The organism is Chitinophaga qingshengii (assembly GCF_014529935.1).
Lineage (GTDB): Bacteria > Bacteroidota > Bacteroidia > Chitinophagales > Chitinophagaceae > Chitinophaga > Chitinophaga qingshengii.
The window spans coordinates 3,668,347-3,688,902 of record NZ_JACVFC010000001.1 but is presented as its reverse complement, the minus strand read 5'-3'; the positions used below and the strand labels follow the sequence as shown (position 1 = coordinate 3,688,902).

Annotated in this window: 19 protein-coding genes, 1 tRNA gene and 1 pseudogene; 13 read left to right on the top strand and 8 right to left on the bottom strand. The window is 48.3% G+C overall.

Going from position 1 to position 20,556, the window contains the following annotated elements; translation table 11 throughout:
* The first annotated feature begins 65 nt into the window (after positions 1 to 65).
* The 3 genes from ICL07_RS14405 (at position 66) to ICL07_RS14395 (ending at position 1,038) form a co-directional block, all read left to right on the top strand.
* Positions 66 to 350, top strand: a complete 285-nt coding sequence (locus ICL07_RS14405) for a DUF2752 domain-containing protein (protein WP_188088589.1) — start codon at positions 66 to 68, stop codon at positions 348 to 350.
* 9 nt (positions 351 to 359) lie between these two features.
* Complete coding sequence (locus tag ICL07_RS14400) at positions 360 to 710, top strand: TM2 domain-containing protein (protein WP_188088588.1); 351 nt, start codon at positions 360 to 362, stop codon at positions 708 to 710.
* 79 nt (positions 711 to 789) lie between these two features.
* Positions 790 to 1,038 (top strand): hypothetical protein, encoded by a 249-nt coding sequence (locus ICL07_RS14395; protein WP_188088587.1) that lies wholly within the window; start codon positions 790 to 792, stop codon positions 1,036 to 1,038.
* Positions 1,039 to 1,077: 39 nt separating this feature from the next.
* Here ICL07_RS14395 and ICL07_RS14390 read toward each other — a convergent pair whose 3' ends face one another.
* A complete protein-coding gene (locus ICL07_RS14390; protein WP_188088586.1) occupies positions 1,078 to 1,704 on the bottom strand; it encodes an HAD family hydrolase in 627 nt (208 codons plus the stop codon).
* 132 nt (positions 1,705 to 1,836) lie between these two features.
* Between ICL07_RS14390 and ICL07_RS14385 the strand changes: the two genes are divergently transcribed.
* From ICL07_RS14385 to ICL07_RS14370, 4 genes are all read left to right on the top strand, one after another.
* A tRNA-Ile gene (locus tag ICL07_RS14385) sits at positions 1,837 to 1,910 on the top strand.
* Between the two features lie 278 nt (positions 1,911 to 2,188).
* Positions 2,189 to 3,475: a DUF3108 domain-containing protein gene (locus ICL07_RS14380; RefSeq protein ID WP_188088585.1), complete on the top strand. Its 1,287-nt coding sequence runs from the start codon at positions 2,189 to 2,191 to the stop codon at positions 3,473 to 3,475.
* A gap of 184 nt (positions 3,476 to 3,659) precedes the next feature.
* A complete protein-coding gene (locus ICL07_RS14375) occupies positions 3,660 to 4,232 on the top strand; it encodes a DUF6934 family protein (RefSeq protein ID WP_188088584.1) in 573 nt (190 codons plus the stop codon).
* A gap of 15 nt (positions 4,233 to 4,247) precedes the next feature.
* Positions 4,248 to 4,415: a hypothetical protein gene (locus tag ICL07_RS14370; protein WP_188088583.1), complete on the top strand. Its 168-nt coding sequence runs from the start codon at positions 4,248 to 4,250 to the stop codon at positions 4,413 to 4,415.
* 25 nt (positions 4,416 to 4,440) lie between these two features.
* On the opposite strand, the pseudogene ICL07_RS32805 reads toward ICL07_RS14370, so the two are convergent.
* From ICL07_RS32805 to ICL07_RS14360, 3 genes and pseudogenes are all read right to left on the bottom strand, one after another.
* A pseudogene (locus ICL07_RS32805) lies at positions 4,441 to 4,578 on the bottom strand (IS256 family transposase); the annotation flags it as partial.
* On the bottom strand, positions 4,517 to 4,657 hold the full coding sequence (locus tag ICL07_RS14365; RefSeq protein ID WP_188088582.1) for a hypothetical protein: 141 nt from the start codon (positions 4,655 to 4,657) through the stop codon (positions 4,517 to 4,519). The pseudogene ICL07_RS32805 and the gene ICL07_RS14365, both read right to left, overlap by 62 nt.
* 62 nt (positions 4,658 to 4,719) lie before the next feature.
* A complete protein-coding gene (locus tag ICL07_RS14360) occupies positions 4,720 to 5,307 on the bottom strand; it encodes a sigma-70 family RNA polymerase sigma factor (protein WP_188088581.1) in 588 nt (195 codons plus the stop codon).
* A gap of 84 nt (positions 5,308 to 5,391) precedes the next feature.
* On the opposite strand from ICL07_RS14360, the gene ICL07_RS14355 reads away from it, so the two are divergent.
* The 5 genes from ICL07_RS14355 (at position 5,392) to ICL07_RS14335 (ending at position 14,007) form a co-directional block, all read left to right on the top strand.
* Entirely contained in the window at positions 5,392 to 6,372 is a 981-nt protein-coding gene (locus ICL07_RS14355; protein WP_188088580.1) for a FecR family protein, read from the top strand.
* 191 nt (positions 6,373 to 6,563) lie between these two features.
* Positions 6,564 to 9,899, top strand: coding sequence for a SusC/RagA family TonB-linked outer membrane protein (locus ICL07_RS14350; protein ID WP_188088579.1), 3,336 nt, complete (start codon positions 6,564 to 6,566; stop codon positions 9,897 to 9,899).
* 9 nt (positions 9,900 to 9,908) lie between these two features.
* The gene (locus ICL07_RS14345; protein WP_188088578.1) at positions 9,909 to 11,555 is read left to right on the top strand and encodes a RagB/SusD family nutrient uptake outer membrane protein; all 1,647 of its coding nucleotides are present in this window, start codon (positions 9,909 to 9,911) and stop codon (positions 11,553 to 11,555) included.
* A 31-nt stretch (positions 11,556 to 11,586) separates the two neighbouring features.
* A complete protein-coding gene (locus ICL07_RS14340; protein WP_188088577.1) occupies positions 11,587 to 12,867 on the top strand; it encodes an NHL domain-containing protein in 1,281 nt (426 codons plus the stop codon).
* Between the two features lie 39 nt (positions 12,868 to 12,906).
* Entirely contained in the window at positions 12,907 to 14,007 is a 1,101-nt protein-coding gene (locus ICL07_RS14335; protein ID WP_188088576.1) for a family 20 glycosylhydrolase, read from the top strand.
* 42 nt (positions 14,008 to 14,049) lie between these two features.
* Here ICL07_RS14335 and ICL07_RS14330 read toward each other — a convergent pair whose 3' ends face one another.
* From ICL07_RS14330 to ICL07_RS14315, 4 genes are all read right to left on the bottom strand, one after another.
* Entirely contained in the window at positions 14,050 to 14,346 is a 297-nt protein-coding gene (locus ICL07_RS14330) for a DUF1330 domain-containing protein (RefSeq protein ID WP_188088575.1), read from the bottom strand.
* An 11-nt stretch (positions 14,347 to 14,357) separates the two neighbouring features.
* Entirely contained in the window at positions 14,358 to 14,774 is a 417-nt protein-coding gene (locus ICL07_RS14325) for a DinB family protein (protein ID WP_188088574.1), read from the bottom strand.
* 68 nt (positions 14,775 to 14,842) lie between these two features.
* The gene (locus ICL07_RS14320) at positions 14,843 to 15,679 is read right to left on the bottom strand and encodes a helix-turn-helix domain-containing protein (protein WP_188088573.1); all 837 of its coding nucleotides are present in this window, start codon (positions 15,677 to 15,679) and stop codon (positions 14,843 to 14,845) included.
* Positions 15,680 to 15,712: 33 nt separating this feature from the next.
* Positions 15,713 to 16,069 carry a hypothetical protein gene (locus ICL07_RS14315; protein WP_188088572.1) on the bottom strand — a complete coding sequence of 119 codons (357 nt, stop codon included), beginning with the start codon at positions 16,067 to 16,069 and terminating at the stop codon, positions 15,713 to 15,715.
* 379 nt (positions 16,070 to 16,448) lie between these two features.
* Here ICL07_RS14315 and ICL07_RS32430 point away from each other — a divergent pair, with 379 nt between their 5' ends.
* On the top strand, positions 16,449 to 20,534 hold the full coding sequence (locus ICL07_RS32430; protein WP_188088571.1) for a glycosyl hydrolase family 18 protein: 4,086 nt from the start codon (positions 16,449 to 16,451) through the stop codon (positions 20,532 to 20,534).
* The last annotated feature ends 22 nt before the right edge of the window (positions 20,535 to 20,556 follow it).

The following is a 20,556-nucleotide window of genomic DNA, read 5'->3' as shown; positions in this document are numbered from 1 at the left end:
TTTAACTTGAAGGGAATTGATACCGCGAAGCAGCCCCATCAGAACAACATATTTAATTTTTTTTAATGATATTTGCCTTTTTCCGCAAAGTAAACCTGGAATTGCTGGCCTGGCCGGCAGGTCTGCTGTGTTTATTTTTGCTGGACCCGGCTGCCGGCCAATCTTCCCTGTGCCTGTTTAAACAAGCGGGTATCCCGTTTTGCCCGGGTTGCGGGTTAGGCCACGGTATCCATTTTCTGCTGCACGGCCACTGGCAGGAGGCCATACAGCATCACTGGCTGTCGCCGGTCGCCGTCCTTATATTAATGTATCGTATCATTCAACTCGCCCGATTAGAATTAAAATTATAAATAATCGTTATGTCTGATTTTTCATTTGCCATGTTACCCGGCATCGAACCTGAAGAAATGATGTGGTTGCAGGAATTAACCAAAGGCTACAACTCCGAAAACAAACAACGTTTTCTGGCGCTGTACCAGTCCCGGCGGAAAGATCCGCAGGTAATACTCATCTGCAGCCTGATCGGACTGATAGGCACCGCGGGTGTGCAACGTTTCCTGCTCGGCCAGATCGGCATGGGCATTCTCTATTTCGTGACCCTCGGCTTTTGTGCCATCGGCACCATCATCGACGCTATCAATCACCGTAAACTTACCTGGGAGTACAATAAAAAGGAAGCGCTGACGAGCGCTGCCCTGCTGGGATTGTAGCGCCGGCAACGTTAAAGAAACCTTAAAATCAGCGGGTTATCCGGTTAACGGAAAGATAATCTGCTACCTTTGTCGCACTATGTTGAAACTTATACTATACGTGTTTTTTGCGTGGCTGCTGTATAAGCTGGTATTTGACTTTATCATACCGGTTTACAGGTCCACCAAGGCGGTTCGTAAACAGATGAGTGACATCCAGCAGCACATGCGGCAACAGTACGAAGACCAGCAGGCTGCCCAACGAGGATATACACCGCCCGGCTCGTCCCAGCATCAGGGACCGAAGCCGCGTAAGGATGACTACATCGACTTTGAAGAAATCAAATAAAAAAAAGGCCGCCATCGCGGCCTTTTTTATTTTTTATAATCAGCCGTTCTGCGGCCTGAAAATATCCAGTATCGTTTTGGGCGCCTGTAAATGCAGCGTTTGCAGCCCCACTATCTTCGCTCCTTCTATATTGGGCAATGTGTCATCAATAAACAACGTTTCCTCCGCTTTCAGCCCGTTCTCCTCCAGCACCATCAGATAAGATTCCTTGTCAGGCTTGCGGTAGCCCATCAAATGGGAATAATACGCCTTGTCGAAAAACACCGACAGCGACGGGATACCCCGGCTTTCCTGCAATATCTTATTGAACGTTTCCAGGTGGATCGCATTGGTATTACTCAACAGGTACAGGCCATAATGCTGCCGCAGCTGCTGCAGCAACTGTAAACGCTGTAACGGGAAATCCAGCAACATAGCATTCCAGGCAGCGATGATCTGCTCGTCCGTCACCCCTTCCGCCACGTGTTTTTTCATTTCCGCCAGGAACGCTTCCGGCGTAATATGCCCCGTTTCCAGGTTGTCGAACAGCCGGGAACCCTTGAACTGATTATACAGCTGCTCAAAATGCTCCACCCCCAGGGCCGTGAAAGCCTCGCGGGTCAATTGATGATCTATATTGAGGATGACACCTCCCAGGTCGAAGATGATGTTTTTAATGCCTTTCATAGTATACAAAGAAAGCAGTTTTTTTAAGTATAGGCGTATACGTGGGCACGGATAAAAAAAATTTAGGATAATTCCGGGAAATAATTAACTTTGCCGTCCCTTGAAAAAGGGGAATTTTAGTTCTTCGGAACGGCTCCTATAGCTCAGTTGGTTAGAGCACCTGACTCATAATCAGGGGGTCCCAGGATCATGCCCTGGTGGGAGCACACTACACTAAAGGCTTTCAGCGCGGATGCGTTGGGAGCCTTTTTCATTTGCATACAATTTACAATCATTGTGTCGGGGGCTATTGGAATTATATTTACTGGTTTCCCGGTATAGGTCCTGTTTATTGAAAAACCTAGTTTGCATGGTCAGATAAAACAGCATTGCCCATGTTCAGAGTACCTTTAAACCCATAAGGTTTTCAACTATTTGGGCTGCGCGCTTTTTTGTTGTGCAGCCGAACACCTAATTTTGCAAGGTTAGTTAAACCATCCGCACTATGCAATCTCCATTTCGTAAACTCATACCCATAGCCGCTGCATTGCTGGCGATCATAACAGGAAAAGTCCTGGCTCAAGGTAAATTCGACCCGAAGCTGCTGCAGAACGGTCAACAAACCTTAGCTTGTTTTGCCCAGCATGAAGGCAAGGAATTACCCATCGGCACCTTTACCATTGGTGTTAATACCGACGGTAACAGGCTTTCCCTTACTACTACCACTGCTATCATCGGACTGGAGCCGTGGAAAGACACTGCCGTATCAGATCTCAATACCTTCAAACCGATCTATCTTGCCTCTCATAACACCATGAAAGACCTGGTGGTGAACTTCGGCTCTGATATCACCGGATATCACATCGACAAAAAAACAGGTGAGAAAAAACAAATCAAAGAAGCCGGCAACAGGTCCTTCGTTGACAGTTATACCTATCCTTTTATTTTGTCGCTCCTGCCACTCACTACCGGTTATAAGACCGATTTTTCCGTGTACGAATACAAACCTACCAATACTGACAATGTGAAAAAGGCCCTCGTAACAGAAGTGAAGAGCAACGTTTATGTCAGCAAATTCACCGGTAAACATGACGTATGGGAAGTAACCGTCGTAGAGCCTTCTACCAATGACAGGATGATCTCTCTTATCGATAAAAAGACCCGCCGCCTCTGGAGGACAGATATGTTCGCCAATGGTCAGGAGGTGAAAATGATAGATATGGAAACAGACTTCAACTCTATCAAAGCGCCTTTCGATAAAACAAAGACCCTGCAAATGGTACAAGGCGGTGATGCTGTCATCACCGGTCAGGTATTTGCCCGTGATTTCGATGAGCGCAACAAATTACAGGTGGTGAATATAAAAGCCAAACAGGTGGCCAGTCGTGGTACACAAGTCATCCTGATACCTTACAACGATTACTTTAAAGAATGGATTAAAGTCAATGAAGACCAGCGGAAAAAAGGCCGGGAAGGAATCGCCCTTTCAGACGATGCCGCCCAATGTATTAAAAGTACTACCGTATACGATGATGCCGGGCACTTTGAATTTGTAAACCTGATGCCGGGAGAATACCTGCTGTATACCGAATTTAATTTTTCTCATGGCTATAGTCAAAGTGAAGTAGTGGGGTATACAGACCATTATATCAACGGTATGTTTCAGGGTACTTCCGCTAATACGGTGAGCCGGAATTATAGTGTAGGCGCCGGCGCTACTGTGAAGAAAGTGGTGACGATAGATAAGCCCGGAGAGAAGGTGGAGGTGAAGTTGAAGAAGACACGCGCTTAATGGATGTATTTATATGAAAAGGCCTTCAGTGTGATGCTGGAGGCCTTTTTATTTTGAATGAATTTTGTTGGCCTTATACCATTTGTTGATAGGATAGTTGTTTATGGGAGTGAAACCGGGCTATTATAATATAAGCTCAGTTAGTGTTAACGTTTGTTTATTACTGGTTTTGAATTAAGCAGGAATGAGTTCAACAGATTTTTATGATATAAAAATCGACACTGACATAAATACAGATATAGGAAATAATGCCCAGAAGGTAAAGTTTTATTTTGAAAGTGTTGGTACCCAAAAAGTGATAAAGGCTATCGAATATTCGTATCTGGATTATTATTTTCTTGACAAACCTGTTTACAACCTGGGATTTGGAAATTATAATCCCATTACAGAGGAAATCTGCGATATAGGAGTCAGTAATAACGGCGATGTGTATAAGGTTTTTAATACTGTTTTACATACTGTTTCCATCTTTTTTAACCATATTCCCAATGGATTGTTATTTGTGCAGGGAAGTGATAGTAGTCCTGATTATTTAGAGAATTGTATTTTGACTTGCCATAAGAACTGTATTGATAAATGTAAAAAGGTAGATAGGAGAATTTCTATCTATCAAGGATTTATAGATAAAAATTATTCGTTACTCTTTGATAAATATGTTTTTATGGGTGGTGTGGCTGCTGTGAATGGCAAAACACGGGTGGAGAATTATGTAGTCGGGAAGAGGTATAATGCCGTTTTGGTATATAAAATAATATGAGTTAATTTTGATTTTATGGCAAAATCGTCTTCCATTATCAGAATAAAAACTAGAACAGTTAAGGAGTTGCGAACCAAAAAACTCCTTAATGATGTAGCTGAGCGTCTGCAAGGGAAAGAGCTCTTCCCACAGAAAATAGAAAAAGCAAAAGCGTTTTTTAAAGGGTTACAGGTTTCTTGGTAGTATTACAAAAAGTGTGTTAGGGTGATTAAAGATTAAGTTTTAATCGCTCACTAAAGATAATAGATAATTGGGCCAATGTCTGATTCCAATTGTGAACGGGTTTATTCCATTTGGCACATATATTCCCCTGGACAAGGAATAAGAGCTTCATAAGGGTGTCTTCCTAAAAGCGTATCTCCGTTCTTCAAACGGCTCGCCCCTTGCTTCTTGAAGGCTTCAAAATCAAAATTTTGCTTTTCCATATTGTCAGTTTAAAGGTAAAAAACTTTTTACTGATACACTTTATGTAATAGTCTCATTCTATTTACATCCACCGCTCCGCTACCGCCATACACACCACCGCCATCACTCCATAATCCTTAAACTCACTCCGCATTACCTGCAACGCCTTCCCCATATGCTTTTCCACGGCTTTCACGGAAATGCCTAAACGATCTGCTATTTCCTTATACGACAGCTCCTCTCTCCTGCTGAGCAGGAAGATCTCGCGACTGCGGGAGGTCAGTCTGTCCAGTGCTTCGCCGAAACGTTTTTCCAATAACTGAAGGTCGTAATTACACGGTGCTTCTGTACTTTCAGGGATGATCAGCTGCTGATGGTGTTGTTCATGAATGAGCGTGTTGCGTAGCTCGTTGAGAATGCGGTTGCGCAGGGCGCTGTGAAGGTAGGCCCGCAGATTAGTAATCGTGCCGAGGCTACTGCGTTTCCGGTACAGGTTAAGGAATACTTCCTGTAGCAAATCTTCCAGCAAATGAGGCACGGGCAGCTTTTTAAAAGCGGCCAGGTACAGCGCACGGGCATGGCGATCGTACAATGTCTGGAAGGCATTGTTATCATCGCGGGCCAGCAGGGCTATGAGCTCTTGGTCTGGTAAGATGGAATACGCGGTCATTCAGAGGCAAAAGTTAGTAATATCTTCCTAAAAAAGAAAAAAGAGGGGGTAGGGTGGGTAAAAAGTTATGTGTCTTATATAGGCATGCGACCAGAATCAACCGATCAGCAGCTGATCCAGCTGTTGGATAAATATCTGAAAGGCGACTGTACAGCGGAGGAACGGCAGCAGCTGGAATCCTGGTATGAGACTTACGAATCCCGGCTGGCGGCCGAAGAGCCCGCTGAGATGCCGGAGTTCTATGACCGTATGGTGCAACAATTACAGGAAGAGCAGGAATGGGTAGCGCCGGTGAGAAGGCGCCTGGGTTGGTGGAAAGCCGCTGCTGCGGTGCTGGTATTGCTGGCCGGCAGCCTGCTGGTATGGGTGTTGCGTGCGCCCCGGATGGAGGAAGTACACGCATTGGCAGACCAGCATCTGAAAGTGACGCTGCCGGATGGTACCCTGGTGTCGCTCAATGTTAACAGCACGTTGAAATATAGCCCTGGCATGAAAAACGGTAAACGGGACGTGTACCTGGAAGGCGAAGGCTTCTTTGACGTAGCGGCTAATGACCACTCCCCTTTTATTATCCATACCAAAGACATTACCGTAAAGGTGCTGGGTACCCGGTTCAACCTGAAGGCTTATGCCGGCGGATCGCTGGAAACCTCATTATTACAGGGCAAGGTGGCGGTAAGCCTGAACCGCCAGCCGGAGAAATCGATGCAGCTGGCGCCCTTGCAGAAACTGACGCTCACCCGTAAATCAGGCCAGCAAGCGGCTGAAGGAACAGACTGGGGCGAATTTGTGGCAGATGTACGAGTTATTGAAGAAGATAATACAGCGGAGACTGACTGGCAAAAAGACAAAATAGAGTTCCACGATAAATCATTTTTCGAGCTGGCGAAGATTATGGAAAGGTGGTTTGATAAAACAATCATTATAAAAAATGCATCGCTTAACAGTAACCGGTTTAACGGCTCTTTCCGCCGGGAAGACATTACCCGCGCACTGAAAGCCCTGCAATTGACCGCCGACTTTAACTACAAAATCAAAGGAGATACCGTCATCATTTATAAATAATCAACCAAAAAGAACAGAACAATGCTAATATCCACTACTATTCCACTGCCGGGCTAACAGTGCCCCCTATACGTCAATAAAAAAAGGGAAGTGCGGCTACACTCCCCTTTACTGTCAAACATGGAGAGAAACAACATTTTCCGTGCGGGAAAGCTATGTGTTTCAAATTGTCTAACATTCAAACCAAATGTATGAAAAAAAAGCTGTGTCCACAACCAGCCATTCCCCGGTCTTTATTGAGAAAAACACTATTGTGTATGAAGCTTTGCCTGATATTGATGACTGCTTTTGTGCTGCAACTGCGAGCGGAAGTCTATTCACAAACCCGCTTTTCCATCAACAGCAAACAGATGGAAATGCGCCGGCTGCTCGAATGGATCGAAACCCGGAGTAGTTATCGCTTTCTCTACAACTTTAAGACGTTTCCGGCTACGGACAAGGTAGACGTGAATTTTGACAATGTTACACTGCCGGTCATCCTGGACGGCGTACTGAAACAATCCTACACCTACCGCATCCTGGAAGATAACCTGGTGGTGATTTCCCCGGCGGAAAGGCGCCAGGACATCGTCGTGAAAGGTAAAGTCATGGGAGACAATAATGTAGAGCTGATTGGGGTGAACATACAGGTGAAAGGCACCAGCCGCGGTACTTCTACCGACGAACACGGGGACTTCTCCATCAACGCGCCGGGAAATGGCGTGTTGGTCATTTCCTATGTGGGTTATGCCTCACAGGAAGTGCCGATCAACGGAAGATCACAGTTGAATACTATTACGCTCAAATCTGCTGATGCCGGGCTGAATGAAGTAGTGGTGCTGGGTTACGGCCAGAAACAGGTACGTCAGAGCATTACCGGAGCGGTGAGCAGCATTCAGACAAAAGAGCTGAAACAAAGCCCGGTAGCGAACCTGACGAACGCGCTGGCTGGCCGTTTGCCGGGTTTGATCACCGCACAACGTTCCGGCCGCCCGGGTTCTGATAACTCCCAGCTGTTTATCCGGGGTATCAATACTACCGGCGCTACCAACCCGTTAATCGTGATTGATGGTCTGCCCCGTGGCGATGCGAATTTGGGACAGTTGGACCCCAACGAGATAGAATCTGTGTCTATCCTGAAAGACGCTTCCTCTACGGCATTATACGGTATCCAGGGTGCCAACGGCATCGTGTTGGTGACTACTAAACGTGGACAAAACGGTCCTCCCAATATTCAAGTCAACGGGCAATATGCGCTACAGCAGCCGACAGCTTTTCCCCGTTTCCTGGATTCCTATCGCTCCGGCCTCCTGCAAAATGAAGCAGCTAAAAATGACGGCATGCAACCTGTATGGACCGATCAGCAGCTGGAATATTTCCGCACCGGTCTCAAACCCTACGACTATCCCAATACCGACTGGTACAACGAATTAATCCGGGACCTTTCTCCTCAAAAAACCCTGAATGTCAACATTGGCGGTGGCTCTAAGTATGTACGCTATTTTGTTTCAGGCTCTTACCTACGCCAGGAACCGGTTTATAAACATGCAGATGATAATATTTATGGGGTCAAATACAAGTATGACCGCTTTAACTTCCGCTCTAATGTGGACATCACGCTGGACAAAAACACCGACCTGCAGGTAGACCTGGCTTCCCGCCTGGAAAACCGTACCAGCCCTTCCGCCGATAGGGCTGATGACGAGTTTCTGTGGGTGGTATTGTCGCAGATGACCAACAATCTCACACCGGTAAAGAATCCGGATGGCAGTATCGCCTCCGGTAATATGCGGGAAGATTTCTACAACCCCTATGGCCTGCTTACCCAGAAAGGTTACCTGGATGCCTACTGGCACAGTACAAATGGTAGTGTGGCGCTCACCCGCAAGCTGGATTTCATTACACCCGGCCTGAAAGTAAAAGGGCTTTTTACTTTCGAGAACTATGGTACCATTAATGTGGCGTTTGATCAGGACTTCGACTCCTACCGTTATAAGTCGATACCCGGTACTGGCGGCGGTATTTATACCCAGCATCGCACAGCCACCAGCTTACAACGTTCCGGTTATTCTTCCGGTGAACGTTATTATTACTACGATCTGAAACTGATGTATGACCGCGATTTCGCCAAACACTCGCTGGGAGGCCTGTTGCTGTTTAACCGGAACTACCGCTCTCAATCCGGTGATCTGCCCAGGGTATACGAAGGTTACGTGGGTCGTTTAACCTACAACTACGACAAAAAATACTATCTCGAATTCAACGCCGGTTACAATGGCTCGGAGAATTTCCCTCCCGGCCGCCGATATGGTTTCTTCCCTGCCGTATCAGCAGCCTGGATGGTGAGCAATGAAAACTTTATGCCCACCCATTCAGCGCTCAGTTACCTGAAACTGCGTTTCTCTCACGGCTATGTAGGTAATGATCAGGTGGGCAATGGCCGCTGGCTTTATATTTCAGACTTCGCCAAGGCAGACGGCTTCACGTTTGGTAATGTGGCCTCTGGCGTAGGCGGTTATGTGGAGAACAGGATCGGTAATACCGCTATCACCTGGGAAAAGGCGTCCAAGACGGATCTTGGCGTGGAAACCGGCTTTTTGAAAGACAAACTGAAATTGAACGTGGACCTGTTCCGGGAACTACGCAGCGATATCCTCACACAGGCAGGATCGATACCAGCTTACCTGGGTATTACCGCAGCGCTGAACCGTAACCTGGGCCGTGTAGTAAATAAAGGTGTGGAAGTGGAGCTGAATGTGAACACCGCTATCAACCAGGTGGGCATTTTTGCAAAGGCCAACTATCAGTATGTGAAAAATAAAATACTGGAAATGGACGAACCCAAACTGGCCTATGCCTATCAAAGCCAGGTGGGAAATCCTATCGGATATGGCCTGGGATACATAGCAGAAGGGCTTTTCCAGAGCAAAGAAGAAATTGCCAAAAGTCCTCAGCAGACCTTTGCTCCCCTGATTCCCGGAGATATCAAATACAAGGATATTGATGGTAATGGCATCATTAATGAAGCTGACCGGGTGATGTTGCCGATGCTCAACGTACCTACCGGCTATTTCGGTATTACCCTGGGCGTAGACTACAAAGGACTGGATGTGAGCGTGCTGTTCCAGGGCGCTACCGGCGGCCGCCAGATGTATTCTGCACAGCTGGTATACAATTACCGCGAAAGCTACCGGCCCATACACGAAGGCCGCTGGACTCCGGAAACCGCCGACAAGGCTACCTTCCCGGCATTGCACCTGGCAGAGAGCAATATGGCCAACAACTTCATTTCTTCTACCTACTGGATCCGGAAAACGGATTATATCAAGTTGAAAAACGTAGAAATAGGTTATCGCATGCCGCATGAATGGGTAAAAAGAATCAAGTTGAAAAGTGCGCGTGTATTCGTGAACGGTATGAACCTGGTGAGCTGGGATAATCTGAAAGACCTGGGCGTAGATCCGGAATCCAATACCGCAGACCGCTGGGGATGGCAGCCCTACCCTATTATGCGCGTGTATAATGCCGGTATTACCATCAACCTTTAAACCACGACCATGAAACTAACGGTGAAAATAAGAACAGGCCTGCTGTCAGTGCTGATACTGTGTACCTGCGCCTGCAAAAAAAATTACCTCGACAGAAAGCCCAGTGACCTGATCACGGAACAGGAGGTTTTCAAAAATATCGAGAATGCGGAACGGTTTGTAAATACTACCTATCAAAGTTTGCCCAATATGTTTCAGTCCTGGGGCTGGCCTTTGAGCAGTGCTACCGACGAAACCAATCAGGCTATCGACAACTCCGGTGCCGATGCCGGTAGTTTTAATACCGGTTCCATGAGCCCGTCCAATTTTCCAATGAGTGGGCTGTGGGGCGAGTTTTATGGTAAAATACGTTCCTGTAACCTTTTCCTTAAGAACTATGATAAAATACCCCATGATCCCAATGATCCCCAACGCCGTTCCCGGTTGAAAGGTGAAGTGCTGGTACTGCGGGCTTTCTATTACTTCCAGCTGGTAATCCGCTGGGGAGATGTACCGTTGTTGCAGGAGGTAGAGAATCCTTTTGACAATCCGAATGGTATTTATTTCAAACGGAATAGTGTTGCGGAAGTAATGGGAACTGTTGTCAAGGACCTGGATGATGCCATGGCATTGTTACCGCCTACTTATGCGGAACGTCCCAACAACTGGGGCCGTGCATCCAGGGTGATTGCCCTGGCGTTGAAAGGCCGCGCCCTGCTATATTATGCCAGCGCGTTGTATAACCCTGCCAATGATTTATCGCGTTGGACAAGAGCTGCGGATGCCTGTAAAGCAGCGCTCGATTCTGCTCTCACAAACGGCTATACGCTGAATGATAACTATGGGGAAATTTTCACCCAGTATTTTAACAAAGAAGTGATCTGGAGCAGGCCAGCGCCCCCTGCTTATGGCGATGGAGGAATAGACAGAGAGATGAACCCCCGTGGCGCCAATGGTTACGGTAACGTGAATCCTATTCAGGAGTTGGTAGATGACTACGAAATGAAAGGCACCGGTTTACCGATTACGGACCCGACCTCGGGTTATAATCCGCAACGTCCCTATGAGGGCCGCGACCCTCGCTTTTATGCCACCATTCTATATCCTGGTTGTATGTGGAAAGGCCGCCCGCTGAATCCCAACGGAGACGATGCCCCGCGCCCCGGACAGAGCGCCACCAACTATTGGCCCCGTAAATATTTGCTGGAGGGTGTGAATCTGTTTTCCAATACCGGTGCTACCGATCGTAAATGGGTGCTGATCCGGACTGCTGAACTGTACCTGAACTATGCCGAAGCACAGAATGAGGCGAATGGTCCGGATGCAGCGGTATTGGGGGCATTGAATGCGGTAAGAGGCCGTGCCGGCATCCCTGCTGTCAACGGGGGTACCAAAGAAGTGCTGCGTGCACGTATCCGTCATGAAAGAAGAATAGAGCTGGCGTTGGAAGCCCATCGTTTCTGGGATACACGCCGCTGGAAAATCGCGGAAGTCACCGACAATAAAGAAATACACGGTGTCACTGTCACAGGTACGGGTAACGTCACCTACAGTTATCCCGTGGTGGAAAAACGTGTATTCGATTCTAAGCGCGCCTACTGGTTGCCCATTCCGCAATCAGAAATGGACAAAGTGAGCGGCCGTAATCCGGAGTTTGTACAGAACCCAGGCTGGTGATAAAGGCTTCATCCCAAAAAACAATGACGACATGAAACAGATCCGATATTATATGTTGTTGCTGCTAACCGTACTGGCGTTCGGCAGCTGCAAAAAAGATAAAACCTTCCAGCACGACGCTGCTGCCCCGATTGTGATTGACAAATTTACCCCCGCTACCGGCAGCGCCGGTACCGAGGTACTGATTTATGGCAGCAACTTCAGTCTGGATACCAGTCGTGTATCCGTTACCGTGAATGGGGTTAAAGCCTATGTAGAAGGAGTGGTAGAAGACCGTATCCTGATTGTAGTTCCCCGTAAGGCCGGTAGTGGAAAGATAAAAGTCACCATTGACGGAAAGGAAAGCGCCAGCAAAGACGACTTTGATTACAAAACATCCTATGTGGTGACAACGCTGGCGGGCAACGGTTCTGCCGGATATGCCGATGGGAAAGGCCTCGCCGCTTCTTTTAACTTTGGGAACCGCTGTGGCCTGGATATCGATGCGGATGGCAACCTCTATGTAGCAGAAGCAGAAAACAGGCGTATCCGTAAAATCACGCCGGATGGTACTGTTACCACCCTGGCCGGTAGTGGCAGAAATGAATATGCAGAAGGCAAAGGCACGGCGGCTTCGTTTATGGCGCCCATAGATATGGCGGTGGATAAGGACGGTACTATTTATACTTCCGATCCCGGCGCCTGGACCATCCGTAAAGTCGCTGCCGATGGCACCACTTCCCACATTGGCTGGTTCGAAGCCTGGGGCATTGGTATCGATAAAAGGAATGGTACGCTGTACTATACAGATGCCGGAGCCAATGGTAGTGTGTTTAGGGTTAATCCGGATGGCAGCGCCGACAAGATCATCACCGGACTCTCCTTCCCCAATGATGTGGCGGTAGATAGTAAAGGCAATCTCTTCGTGGTGGTAAATGGCAGTTCCATTATTCAGGAATATAAATACGGTACCTGGGAAAAGGGTATTACTATTGGTCAGAGCGGTGCAACGGGACTGGTAAACGGGCCGGCTAATGCGGCCAGGTTTGAAAATCCCTGGTGTATCGCCACTGATGCTAAAGACAATCTCTATGTAGCCGGCAATGGCACCTGGGATGGTTCCTCTACCAATACCAACCAGTGTATCCGTTTCATTGCCGCCGGCACCTGGGACGTGAGCACCTATATTGGCGGCAGCTCCGCTGGTTTTGCTGATGGCGCCGGATCAGCGGCCCTGTTCAATGCTCCCACGGGCGTAACGGTAGGTAACGACGGTACGGTGTATATCCTGGACAGAAAAAATAATCGTATCAGAAAAGTAATTGCAGAATAAATGATGGTAAAAAGCGCTTTAAAATGGATGTTGTTAGGGATGTGTGTATTCATCTCCCTACAGGGGAAAACACAGGATTACAAGAATTTTAAATGGCAGGAACTACCGGTAAGAGGACTGCTCATGAGTGTACCTGCCAAACAGGATATTCCTTTGTTGTGTGATTTTATCAGGAAAGCATTACCCAAAGAAGGCGTTAACACGTTGGCTTTGCGGATTGAGTACTGGTATCAGTTTGAATCACACCCGGAACTGGCGGAGCCGAATGCTATTTCCAAAGAAGGCCTGTTGCAGATAGTACAGGCTTGCCGGGATGCCAAAATACGCTTCATCCCAACGATGAACCTGCTGGCGCACCAGAGCGAACAAACGGAGATAGGTCCTTTGTTGAAGCACTATCCGCAGTTTGATGAGTCACCGGATTATAATCCGCCGGTACCCTGGAAAAACGGCGGCATGTTTGATTTTTACAGTAAGAGCCTTTGTCCGGCGCACCCTGATTTGCCAAAGATCCTGTTTCCCATTATGGATGAACTGATTGATGTTTGTGGTGCAGACGCGATGCATGTTGGATTGGATGAGGCCTGGATCGTGGGATATGATAAGTGTCCCCGTTGCGGTGGCCGTGATAAGTCTGAAATACTGGCGGAGTACATCAACCTGTTGCATGCTCACCTGAAACAAAAGGGCTGTGAGATGTGGATGTGGAGTGACCGGCTGATTGACGGCAAAACAACTAATCTGCTGGCATGGCAGGCGAGTATGAATGATACGCACCGGGCTATCGACCGGATACCGAAAGATATTATGATCTGCGACTGGAAGTATGAGAGTGCACCTCCTACCCCGGCTTATTTTGCGCTGAAAGGGTTTAACGTATTGGCCAGCGCCTGCGCCAAAACAGATGTGGCGATGGCGCAGCTGGATCAGATATTGGCGGGCCGGAAAGACGGTACCCGTGCCGATTTTGCGTTGCCGGTAGCAGATCGGATGAAAGGTGTGTTTGAAACGATGTGGATCAACTCAAAAGACTTTATCAATGCCTATTATGGCAAAGGCGATTTTACTCCCGGCGCCAAAGCGAATGCTGATACCTTTAAGGCGTTATTTAAAGGTATCCGGGATGCTGCCAAAAGATAGTACAGCAAATGGGGCGCTCTTATTAAAAGAGCGCCCCGTTTTTTATGATGGATTGAAGGCTTTTACCAGTACCATGGTGCAATTGCGCGTTGCTTGCTGTCTGAGTATTTTCAATGGTTCATAATCCGGGTCCTGATAACATTGAAGCGCTGCTTCCGTGGAAGGAAACCGGATAATGGCGTTCATCATGCGGGGACTACCTTCTACTGCAATACCTTCGAGGTCGGAAGCAATCACGGTTGCCCCGTATTTTTCCAGTAGCACTATCACTTTTGGAGGGTATTGGCTAAAAAGCGCCATGTCAATGATATCATAGCTGTTGATATAATAGGCTGCCATCTGATTATGTTTTAGTAGGTGTATTCAGAATAATCAGGTGGGGTGATGCCTTTACAGCGCAGGTAAACAGTCGCCTGTCCGCGATGATGTGTGACATGGTCCAGGGTAGCATAAAACCCGTCAATAATCTTCTCGTCCGGTGTTGCTTTTTCCACGCTCTGTTGCAGCGCATCGAAACATTCGGACAGATATGCTTTTGTGGCCGCGGGGTCTTTGGTCACAGTCGGCGGGTTCCAGTCGGCCTGTTGTTGCAGCATATAGTTTTCGTTCCACCACATGATACCATAGCCGATATGATGCAGCAGTTCATTAAAGCTCCAAATAGCTGCATCCGGTGTATAGGTATAGCTATCTGCCGGCATGGCATTGGCCACGCTCAGGGTGTATTGACGGGCATTCTCCAGTTTTTCCAATAATCGTTTTTTCATAAACAAGTTGTTTGATGACACAAAACTATTCCACGTTGCGGGGGTGGATTTAAGGAAAATTGCTGTTTTTACCGTCGGGATTGAGAAGGAGAAAGGCCGTATTGTTTTTTATAGGCTGCAGAAAAATGTTCGAGACTGTTGAAGCCTGTCTCAAAAGCCACATGGGTAATAGATTGGCGGCTGTGTCGTAGTTGCAGGTGCGCTTCCTTTAATCTTACCTGTAGCAGGTAGTTATAGGGCGTGATGCCGGTCATCTGCTTAAACAGGCGATTAAAATGAAAGGGGCTGAGATGACTGATGTCTGCCAGTTGTGGCAGGGAGATGTCTTCCGAAATATTTTCACTGATAAATGTTTTAACGGTTGATATCAGGGGAAGATGATGCCTTTTTTGCCGGTCGGTAAGCGGGGTAATCATTTTTTGCTGGCCTCCGGACAGTACCAGGGAAAACAACTCCAGCATCAGCTGTTCAGCACACAGGCGCGGAAAGTGCGGTTGTTGCAACAGGTTGAAGATACGATGATGAAGATATTCCATTTCCGGTGTTGCTTTGATCAGCAGGGCATGGAGGTCCGGGTTTTTCAGAAACCAGGCCAGTTCCTCCCCCTGGGCTTCGAGGTGTTCTGTGTTTGCGGCCGGGAAAGAGAAAATGGTACATTGGTCGGGCATATCATGTACATGTCCTACCCGGTGTTCATAGCCGGGTTTGGAAATCAGGAACAGGCCATGGAAAGCGTCCAGGTCATTCCGGAATACTTTATAAATAAAGTTCCCCTGCCGGATGAAGGCAATGGAAAATTTATCGTGGTGCTCCCTTGCAGACACGTTACAATCCTGGCACTGGCATAAAAAATTATGTACCTCACAAATGGGAGACTGATAAATATGTTGAATAATGGCTTCCATATGGTAGTATAAAGGTATTACCCATTGGGTAAATTAAAAAGGAATTTCCTCCACCGGTACTGTTACATCGCTCAAAAAATAGATTTCTGCCGTTCCCTCCGGTTCGTCCAGCCAGTGAGACCCCGTGTCCGGGGTTTTAAAATGCTGTTGCAGCAATAACAGTAAGCGTTCTGAAGCTATATGCGCCTCCCTCAGGATAGCTTCTTCTTCTGCTTTGCTAAGAAAAGACTTCCGGCCTTTTTTGCCCGCTGCCGGATAATCGCAGCGCATTTTGCGATAAAACGTAGGTTCGCTCCAGTTACAGGAGGTACATACCATCTGCCGGAATTTTCCACAGAAGAGGTTAAAAATGGAGTAAACATCCCTGAGCAAATTAGGATCTGATATCATGCAGTTTTTTTGTGAGAGGTGAGAAAAATGATAACCACTCCGGAAACAACAATCACATGATGCTGACAACAAAGTTACACCTTCATTGCGCAAGGTATTTGCGTGCTGATTTTTACCACAAAAGGAGTCCTCACAATATGCGGTATAATTATTCCGGCAGTAACTATACGGCAGTATCGCTGAAAAAAATATTTTTTTGCATGGTACTTTTCAGGACCTGCCCCGACTCTCCCATCGTGCTGTAATTTTTACGTGAATACCCTTTTGAAAGATCTGAAAACCTTACATAACGATAGCCCAGCATTAACCCGAACGTACATGTAATTCCCTGTCAGCCGAGCACTAGTATTTAATAACCATTATCTAACAAACAATTGCAATGGCACCAAAATCTACCAATGAAGGCGCAGCATTTCGCTGTATCGCACTCGTCTGTTGGCTGTTACTGTCGCTATTACCCAGGGGCGTTGCCCAGGTAAGCCCAACTGTTCCGGCCACCACTCATCAACACACCAAACAGGTGATCGGTTACATCACCCAATGGGATGCCTGGAAAAATGTGGCAGGCACCGTCCCGGCGGGCGGTTACAATCATCTTAATGTGGACTATTCGCAGTACACCATCCTGAACTTTTCGTTCTTTGGTGTGGCGAAAGACGGCTCCCTGCACAGCGGGGATTTCCGCAACAAAAATATTTACCAGGCCGGCGCTGTACAGGACCCCGCCCCACTGGTAAATGAGGACATCTACAGCAGCTGGGATATGTACCTGCTGTATGGCGAACTGGATGTCCTGTATTATATTCCGGATAACAGCTATGCCTATTCTCTCGGGTACCGCAACGGCGGCAGCGGATGGACGAACGTCAACACCGGTAAAACCGGTAGCTTCCCGCTGTCTGTACCCAAACAGGGCGGCGCTCCCGGCGTAATTGACCTGGCCCACCAGAAAGGCGTGAAAGTACTCGCCTCTGTAGGCGGCTGGAGCATGTGTAAACACTACCCGGAGGTAGCGGCGGATGCTACTAAACGAGCCAAATTTGTGGCTAACTGCCAACAGCTGATCAGCATGGGCTTTGATGGCATCGACTTCGACTGGGAATACCCCAACGATGCGGGTATGAACATCGAACATTACAGCACGGCGGATTACACCAACTTCGCTATCCTGCTGGAACAGGTGAGAGCTGCTATTGGTCCCAATAAACTGATGACCAGCTGCTTCTCCCCTGCTCTCAAAAAGCTTCCCGGATTTGACTGGGCACGGCTGAACAACGTCCTGAACTACTTTAACATGATGACCTACGATTACAACGGTGGCTGGTCTGATAAGGCAGGACACAACTCTCCCTTGTATGAGTACCCTGGTCAGGAGTTTCCCGGTTTTTCTATTGACTCCACTACCAAAGGGTTACGCGCATTGGGCATCAATATGAGCAAAGTAAACCTGGGCGCTCCTTTCTATGGCCGTGGCGTGATCACGAACGGTAATGCTGCGTTGAACGCCGCTACCGTAAAACGTGCCGAAACGGTGCAACCGGATGGTCCTATCCAGACCAGCGCAGACTATACCAACTGGACCAAAGATGTGTGGGACGGTACACCGAACTACAGCTACATACAGAACACTACCGGCGCAGGCTCCGGCTGGACCGACAACTGGGATGATGTGGCGAAAGTGCCCTATAAAACCAAAGGCAACTTTTTCCTGAGCTACGATAACGAACGCTCTGTTGCTGCCAAGGCACAATATATTAAAGACAACAACCTGGCTGGTGTGATCATCTGGCAGGTGTACGGCGATATGACCAATATGACCAGCAGCACTGTGCCCAAAGGAAAACTGATCTATTGTCCCAATACCACTAATCCGCTGGTGAATAAAATCAACCAGGTATTTGCTACCGGCGGCGGTGGTACCAATGTGCCGCCTACCGTGAGCATCACTGCTCCGGCCAACAATGCGACATTTACCGCACCGGCCAATATCACCATTCAGGCTAACGCCAGTGATAGCGACGGACAGGTGGTTAAAGTAGATTTCTACAATGGTACTACCCTGTTGGGAACAGACAGTACCTCCCCTTACAGCTATGCATGGAATAATGTGCCGGCTGGCAATTACACGGTGAAAGCCATTGCTACTGATAACAAAGGCGCTGCTACCACTTCTTCCCTGGTGAACCTGGTGGTAAATACCTCCGGTCCCGGCAACGGCGGTGATTCCGGTAAGGTAATCGTGGGCTACTGGCAAAACTGGGGATCTCCCACAGATGCTTCTCCGTATATCCCTCTCCGTAATGTCAATCCCAAATACAATGTAATAGAAATTGCTTTTGCTGTCAGTGGTACAGATCAGGCTACCATTTCCTTTGTGCCTGAAAACGTAACGGCTGCGCAGTTCCTGTCCGATGTACAATACCTGCAATCACAAGGCAAAAAAGTGTTGTTGTCTATCGGTGGGGAAAACGGCAATCTCAATCTTACCACTGCCGCGCAGAAAACGGCTTTTGTGACTTCCATGAAAGCATTGCTGGACCAGTACAACTTCGATGGCTTCGACCTGGACATTGAAGGCGGTACCAATCTGCAGCTGGACAATGGCGACAAGGATTTCACCAATCCTACTACGCCGAAGGTGCAAAACCTGATAGCCGGCGTAAAAGAAATCATTGCCTATCGTAAAGGACAGGGCAAAAACTGCTGGCTCACCATGGCGCCGGAAACCTACTACGTGCAAACGGCCTATGGCTCTACTTATGCACCATTGGTAGGTGCTTACCTGCCTATTGTGTATGGCTTGCGTAATGAGTTAACTTTCATCCAGACGCAATATTATAATACCGGTTCCGTGATGGGCCTTGATAACGGCGTATACAACCAGGGTACTTCCGACTTCATCGTATCGATGTCTGAAATGCTGATGAAAGGGTTCCCGGTAGCGGGTACCAGCCAAACTTTCCCGGCACTGCGCCAGGATCAGGTGGCATTCGGTCTTCCGGCTACCCCCAGCGCTGCCGGCGGTGGTTACACCACACCGGCCAATGTGAAAAAAGCACTGGACTACCTGATGAAAGGTCAGACCTACGGCGGTGCTTACCAGCTGCGTAACCCGGCAGGATACCCTAATTTACGCGGTATCATGACCTGGTCTATCAACTGGGACAAAGCCAATAACGACGAATTTGCCAATAACTACTACGATTATTTCTTCGGTTCTACACCAGGTAATAAGCCCCCGGTAGTAAGCATCACTTCTCCGGCCAACAACGCCTCCTATGCAGCTCCGGCTACGGTGAACATTGCGGCTGCAGCTTCCGATAGCGATGGCGTGGTGACCCGCGTAGCATTCTACAACGGCAGTACCCTGCTGGGCGTAGACAGCGTAGCGCCTTATACCTGGACCTGGAGCAACGTAGCTGCCGGCAACTACAGTCTTACTGCCAGGGCCACCGATAACAAAGGTGCTACCACTACTTCTGCTGTGGTAAATATCAGCGTGACTTCCCCGGGCAACAAACCTCCGGTGGTAAATATCACCTCACCGGCTAACAACGCTACTTTCACCGCGCCGGCTACTGTGAATATAACAGCCGCAGCTTCTGACAGCGATGGCGTAGTGACCCGCGTAGCCTTCTACAACGGCAGTACCCTGCTGGGTGTGGACAGCACAGCGCCTTACACCTGGACCTGGAGCACCGTAGCAGCGGGTACTTACAGCCTTACTGCTAAAGCAACAGATAATGCTGGCGCAACTACTACCTCCGGTGTGGTAAGCATTACAGTGAATGGCTCTACCGGTGGTTGTAACGGTATCCCTGAATGGTCTGCCACTACAGCCTATAATGGTGGCGCCAAAGTGGTGTATAACGGCAAAATATATACGGCGAAATGGTGGACACAGGGTGATCGTCCGGACCAGAACACCGGCGGCGGCAAACCCTGGGATTATGTAAGTGATTGTAGTGGTGGCGGTAACCCGGGCGGTGGCGGAGACTGTAACGGAATACAGCTCTGGTCATCTTCCAAAGCTTATAGCGGCGGTGACTCGGCGGTATATAACAGTAAAGTGTACAGAGCTAAATGGTGGACACAGGGCGATCAGCCGGATGCTACCAGTGGCAGCCAGCCATGGCAGTTTGTGCGTAACTGTACCGCTGCTGCTGCTTCGATGTCTGCTACGATGGCTTCCTCACAGCCTGAACAACTGATAGCTTACCCGAACCCGGTAACCGGTCCGGATCTGCAGATACAGGTAAATGCCAACGCCGGCGATAAACTGCTGGTAGAAGTGCTGGACCTGAAAGGCAGCGCCCCGGTACTGCAACAGATACATATTGCGAATGCCAAAGGCTCCCAGCCGCTGCGCGTGGATGTATCTAAAGTGCCGAATGGCACCTGGATCATCCGGGTGACCAGCCAGCAGAGCAGAAAAATCTGGCGTAGCAAAATTGTGAAGCTCTAGTTCTCGCAAAGGCGCAAAGCAG